Here is a 5218-nt window from a genome sequence, read left to right as displayed (position 1 = left end):
GGGCCGACCCGCGCCGCTCGGTCGCGCGCCGAGTGGTCGAAGGGCGGTCACATCGCCCCTGTAGGGGGTCTGACAATCGCGGCGTGTGCGACCACTCGCAGAAGCGCGCCTGTGCTAACTAACCGCGCCTTTAAGTTGACGCCTACTTTGCGCTTCGGGCCACGCGCGCTCAGGCGGACTAGCGTTCGGTGACGTGGGTCACGTGTGCGGCATGCGCCCAGCCTATCGGCGGTGTTTTTTGCGCCTCGGCGCAAGAGTGTGAGCCTGTGCGCTCGACTGACACGCGTCCATAGCGAACCCTGAGCGCCGCGCTCACTTTGGACTTTTCCTCCATCGGCCAGCCGATTTTCGGGCCCGATTCGTGGGTCGAGCAGGCCGCTCGTTGGACGCTCCGACAACCGTGGATTCTCAGTTTCCTCCCAACTTCACTATGCTCGTCACGTTGGTCAGATAAGTGAAGAGCGAAAGGGCAGAGAAATTTGCTGGAATATACTGCGCTGAGCGCTACTGCTGTCGTTCTCCTTCTGCTGCTGTTCTATGGCGGGACGATGGTCATGTCCATGCGGATCGCACGCAAGGACGAGAACGCGGACAACTACATGACGGCCGGTCACAAGATCGGCTTCGGAATCTCGGCGGCATCGATGACCGCCACCTGGATCTGGGCGTCGTCCATGTACGCCTCGGTGAACTCGGGCTACCTCTACGGCGTGTCGGGCCCGATCCACTACGGGCTCTGGGGTGCCCTGATGATCCTGTTCATCTACCCCTTCGGCCGCCGAATCCGGAAGGTCGCCCCGCAGGCTCACACGCTCGCGGAGGTCATGTTCGCTCGCCACGGCCGGTCCTCGCAGCTCATGCTGGCCGGATCCAACATCCTCGGTTCCGTCATCTCCTTGACGTCGAACTTCATCGCCGGTGGCGCACTGATCTCCATGCTGAGCCCGTTCAGCTTCATCCAGGGCGTGATCGTCATCGCCGCCGGTGTGTTGCTGTACACGCTGTGGTCGGGCTTCCGGGCCTCGGTGCTGACGGACTTCGCGCAGGTGCTGGCGATGTTGGGCGCGGTGGTCATCATCGTGCCGGCGATGTTTCTCTTCCTCGGCGGCACGGAGCTCTTCGAGACCGGCGCCCAGAACCTCACGCAGCAGCAGCAGTCGTTCTTCTCGTCGGAGGCGTTCCTCAACCAGGGCGCGCCGTACATCGCGGCGGTGCTGGCGTACGCGATCGGCAACCAGACCATCGCGCAGCGGCTGTTCGCGGTGCGTGAGGACCTCATCAAGCCGACGTTCATCACGGCGACGATCGGCTACGGTGCCACGATCATCGGCATCGGCATGATCGGTGTGCTCGGGCTCTACGCGGGCATCCAGCCGGTGGAGGGCGATCCCAACAACCTGCTCCCGCAGGTCGCGGCGGAGTACCTGCCGGGCGTGCTGGTCGCGCTGTTCTTCATCATGATCATCGGCTCGCTGTCGTCGACGGCCGACTCGGATCTGGCGGCCATGTCCTCGATCGCGATGACGGACATGTACGGCCAGAGCATGCGCAGCCGCGGTCAGATCCCCAATCCGCGGATGATGCTGACGATCGGTCGGGTGACGATGATCCTGGCGACGGTCGCAGCCCTGTTCTTCGCCAACATGAAGTTCAACATCCTCGACCTGCTGGTGTTCGTGGGTGCGCTGTGGGGCGCGCTGGTCTTCCCGGTGATCGCGAGCTTCTACTGGAAGAAGGTCACCAACTCCGCGTTCACCGTGTCGGTGCTCGTGGCGCTGGCGGCGTTCCTGCCGACGCGCTTCGGGCTCGTCCCGGACACGGGCTTCCTTCCGATCGTGACCGAGGCGCTGGCGGTCATCGGTATCGGCGTGGTGCTGGGCCTGATGGTGTTCGGCTTCATCGGCCTGCGGCCGGCATTGGTGCTGGGGGCTGTGGCCGCCCTGGTCAGTGCGCCGTTCATCTTCGGCTTCCTGCGCGACTACGACACGCTGACCGCCTCGCTGGTGGCGTACGCGGTGAGCACGCTGGTGTGTGCGGGCATGTCGTTCCGTAGCTCGACGAACTTCGACTTCGCCACGATCGCTCGCGACACCGCCGACTACGACACCGAGGAGGTCGCCGAGATCCTCGAGGCGGAGGCCGACGCGACGGAGACCGCCGACGTCGACGACGAGTCCGAGGTGGTCACCGCCGGTAGGGACCGTCGCCGACGCGATGACGACGACAACGACGACGACGACCTCGTTCGCGTCTGAGAAGGAGGACGACTACTCATGTCACCGATCTTGCTGACGATCTATGTGCTCATCTGGCCCGTCGTGGTGGCGGGCACCCTGGCGGTGATCGTGCGGGGCTTCGTCAAGGAGGCCGCGGAGGCCAAGAGGGAAGGCGCCCCCATCATTTAGCGCCCGCTCACGGGAGGCGAGCGCCCGCGAGACCACGGCCCCCGGTCGGCAGTCGCCGATCGGGGGCCGTGTCGTACCCGGGCTGGCCGCGGTCGGGTCAGGCCAGAAGCGAGCCGTCGACCTCGTCCCACGAGCTGGCGCCGCACAGGGACAGGGTGAGGTCGATCTCGGCGAGGAGGTTGTCGAGCACCTCGCCGACGCCACGTTCGCCCGCGATGGCCAGGCCGTAGATGTGGGGCCGTCCGATCGTCACCGCGTTCGCCCCGCAGGCCATGGCCTTGACGACGTCGGTGCCGTTGCGGATGCCGGAGTCGAGCAGCACGGTCGGCTCGGGACCCACGGCCTCGCGGATGCGGACGAGGGCGTCGAGGGTGCCGATGGACCCGTCGACCTGGCGGCCCCCGTGGTTGGAGACCATCACCGCGTCGACGCCCGAGTCGAAGGCCTGCCGGGCGTCGTCCGGGTGCAGGACGCCCTTGAGGACGATCGGCAGCCGGGTCCGGTCCCGCAGGGTCGCGAGGTGCTCCCAGCTCAGCGCCGGGTTGGAGAAGGTGTCGAGGAAGGTCTGCACGGCGGCGCGGGTCTCGGGAGCACGCAGGTTGTCGAGCAGGCGTCCGGGGCGGTTGCGGGCCATCTCCAGCAGCGTGAGCGCGGCCCGCGGGGTGACCTTGATGGCGTCGGGGTCCGCGCCGGGGGCGGCCGCGGCCTCGCGTGCGACCCGCTCGGCCACCATCTCGGTGAAGCGCGGGTCAGAGACGTACTGGGCGATGCCGACCCCGCGGGTGAACGGCAGTGATCCGAGGTCGAGGTCCCAGGGCCGCCAGCCGAGGGTGGTGGTGTCGAGGGTGACGACCAGGGCGCCCGCGTCGATCGCCTCGGCGCGGGCGATGAAGCTGTCGACGAGCTGCTCGTCGCTGCTCCAGTACAGCTGGTACCAGCGCGGACCGCCGGCCATCTCGCGGGCGGTCTCCTCCATCGGCGAGGAGCCCTGGGAGGACAGGATGTACGGGATCCCGCGCTCGGCCGCGGCCCGCCCGACCATGAGGTCGGCGTCGCGGCGGACCAGACCCGCCGCGCCGATGGGGGCGACCAGCACCGGGGCGGGGAGTCTCTGCCCGAGCACGGTGGTCGCCAGGTCCCGCCGAGAGGTGTTGCGCAGCATGCGGGGGACGAGCGGGCGGCGGTCGAAGGCCTCGCGGTTGGCGGTCATGGTCGTCCCGGAGCCGGCGCCGCCGTAGATGTAGGCCCACGCCTTGACCCCGCCGGGCCGGCGCAGGAGCGCGCGTCGCGCGGCGGCCTCGAGCTTCTCGGCGCTGGTCGGCACCGTGGGCGTGATGCCGGAGATGCCGGAGCGGTAGATGACGTTCTGCCGCGCGCGGCCGAGGGGGTCCGGCGCGGGCGTGTCTGTGGCGGGGGTCACGGAGTCTGCCGTCATAGCGGTGAGCGTACTGCGGGCGGGTCGACGGCAGAGCGAGAGGAGCTAACCCGCGCTTCTGCCGGGCCTGCGCAGCATGGCGGTCGAGGACGCCTCTCCCAGGGTGGCGACGGTCCCGATGGCCTCGAAGCCGAACCGCTCGTAGAGGCGCCGGCTCCCCGGCGTGGTGGACTCGAGAAAGGCCAGCGGGGTCGGGGAACTGTCGACGATGGCCAGGCGGTGCTCGAGCAGGGCCGTGCCGACGCCCTTGCCGCGGGCCTCGGGCCCGGCACCGATGTCGCGGAGGTACCAGTGCGGTGCGGTGGGCCGGTACGCCTCGATCTGCAGGGTGTGGCGGGCGCCCCGGCCGATGGGCAGCCGACCGAGGACCCAGCGGGTCCCGCCTGCGATCGCCCGTCGGACGGTGGCCAGCGCGCCGGGGTCGGCAGGGGGTTCCCACAGAAGGGCTCCGACCACCTCGCCGTCGTCGACCGCCACGTCCACCCAGCCGGGGCGCCGCCGTACGCGACGGCGGTAGTACGCGGCGAGCTTCGCGAGCCGGGTCTCGTCCTCCGGCAGGGTGATCGACCACGCGGGGTCGTCGCGGAACGCCTCGCTGAGGAGGCGGGCCACCGTGGGGGCGTCGGCGCGGGTGGCCGTGCGGACTGTCACCATGGGCGAGCTTTCTGCGAGATGGGCGGGCGGGAGCGTGGCGCGGTGCGTGTGGGCGCGGTCGGCGATTTAGGTGAGCTGCATGGTCGTCAGGCAGGTGAGATCGTCGGCGCCGGTGGCGATCGGTGTGCTCGCGGACTTGCCGTCGTGCTCGATGCGGATCGTGCCGGTGATGTCGCGGGGGAGCCAGAGGCCGACGAAGCCGTTGTCGTAGGTGGTGCGGGTCTCGTCGAGGATCGTCCGGCCCGCGGCGTCGGTGACGGTAACGTCCACGGTCTCGGCGGCCATCTCGCCCAGGCAGGTGGTCAGGCTGTGAAAGGTGCAGTCGTGGGTCTGTGCCTCGTACGGCGCGACCGAGAGGTAGAACGTCTCGTCCGGCATCGGCAGGGCCGCGGTGGAGCCGCCGGTGGTGTCGCTGAGCACTAGCTCGGTCGGCTGGACGGACGCGATGAGCGTGGTCGGCCGGTCGGAGACGGCCATCGTGTCGAGGTGCTCGATGATCTCGGGGGCGTCCATCCCGGCGAGCCCGTGCTGCTCGAGGACGGTCGATTCGGGCTGCGTGGTGCCGCAGGCCGAGAGGGCGAGCGCGGTCGCGGCCAGGGCGGCGGCCAGCGCGCGACGTCGCGGGCGAACTGTGGTGGTGGTCATCGGTGCCGGGCTCCTCGTCCGTACTCGCAGTCCATTCTCACATCGTGAGAGCATCTCACGTCCGGCGACCCGCCCGGGC

General features: G+C 69.2%; 5 protein-coding genes. 2 read left to right on the top strand and 3 right to left on the bottom strand.

The features are described 5' to 3' along the window. Window positions 1–554: 554 nt before the first annotated feature. Together G6030_RS09360 and G6030_RS16500 are read left to right on the top strand one after the other, a co-directional pair. The gene (locus G6030_RS09360; protein ID WP_241724273.1) at window positions 555–2255 is read left to right on the top strand and encodes a sodium:solute symporter family protein; all 1701 of its coding nucleotides are present in this window, start codon (window positions 555–557) and stop codon (window positions 2253–2255) included. 18 nt (window positions 2256–2273) lie between these two features. After that, window positions 2274–2405, top strand: a complete 132-nt coding sequence (locus G6030_RS16500; RefSeq protein WP_218001325.1) for a putative transporter small subunit — start codon at window positions 2274–2276, stop codon at window positions 2403–2405. A 97-nt stretch (window positions 2406–2502) separates the two neighbouring features. On the opposite strand, the gene G6030_RS09355 is transcribed toward G6030_RS16500, so the two are convergent. The 3 genes from G6030_RS09355 to G6030_RS09345 form a co-directional block, all read right to left on the bottom strand. Next, on the bottom strand, window positions 2503–3840 hold the full coding sequence (locus G6030_RS09355; protein WP_182642947.1) for an alpha-hydroxy-acid oxidizing protein: 1338 nt from the start codon (window positions 3838–3840) through the stop codon (window positions 2503–2505). 45 nt (window positions 3841–3885) lie between these two features. Beyond that, the gene (locus tag G6030_RS09350; RefSeq protein ID WP_182642946.1) at window positions 3886–4494 is read right to left on the bottom strand and encodes a GNAT family N-acetyltransferase; all 609 of its coding nucleotides are present in this window, start codon (window positions 4492–4494) and stop codon (window positions 3886–3888) included. 66 nt (window positions 4495–4560) lie between these two features. Continuing rightward, window positions 4561–5139: a CueP family metal-binding protein gene (locus tag G6030_RS09345; RefSeq protein WP_007627243.1), complete on the bottom strand. Its 579-nt coding sequence runs from the start codon at window positions 5137–5139 to the stop codon at window positions 4561–4563. Between the last annotated feature and the right edge of the window lie 79 nt (window positions 5140–5218).

This window comes from Dietzia sp. E1 (assembly GCF_014145015.1).
In the GTDB taxonomy this organism is placed as follows: Bacteria; Actinomycetota; Actinomycetes; order Mycobacteriales; family Mycobacteriaceae; genus Dietzia; species Dietzia cinnamea_A.
Note: the sequence above shows the minus strand (reverse complement) of the source record. Positions and strands in the feature narration are given on the sequence as shown.

Excerpts from the sequence above, each read along its gene's own strand:
- G6030_RS09360 (WP_241724273.1), top strand. The coding sequence starts at position 555 with ATGTCCATGCGGATCGCACGCAAGGACGAGAACGCGGACAACTACATG.
- G6030_RS16500 (WP_218001325.1), top strand. The coding sequence starts at position 2,274 with ATGTCACCGATCTTGCTGACGATCTATGTGCTCATCTGGCCCGTCGTG.
- G6030_RS09355 (WP_182642947.1), bottom strand. The coding sequence starts at position 3,840 with ATGACGGCAGACTCCGTGACCCCCGCCACAGACACGCCCGCGCCGGAC.
- G6030_RS09350 (WP_182642946.1), bottom strand. The coding sequence starts at position 4,494 with ATGGTGACAGTCCGCACGGCCACCCGCGCCGACGCCCCCACGGTGGCC.
- G6030_RS09345 (WP_007627243.1), bottom strand. The coding sequence starts at position 5,139 with ATGACCACCACCACAGTTCGCCCGCGACGTCGCGCGCTGGCCGCCGCC.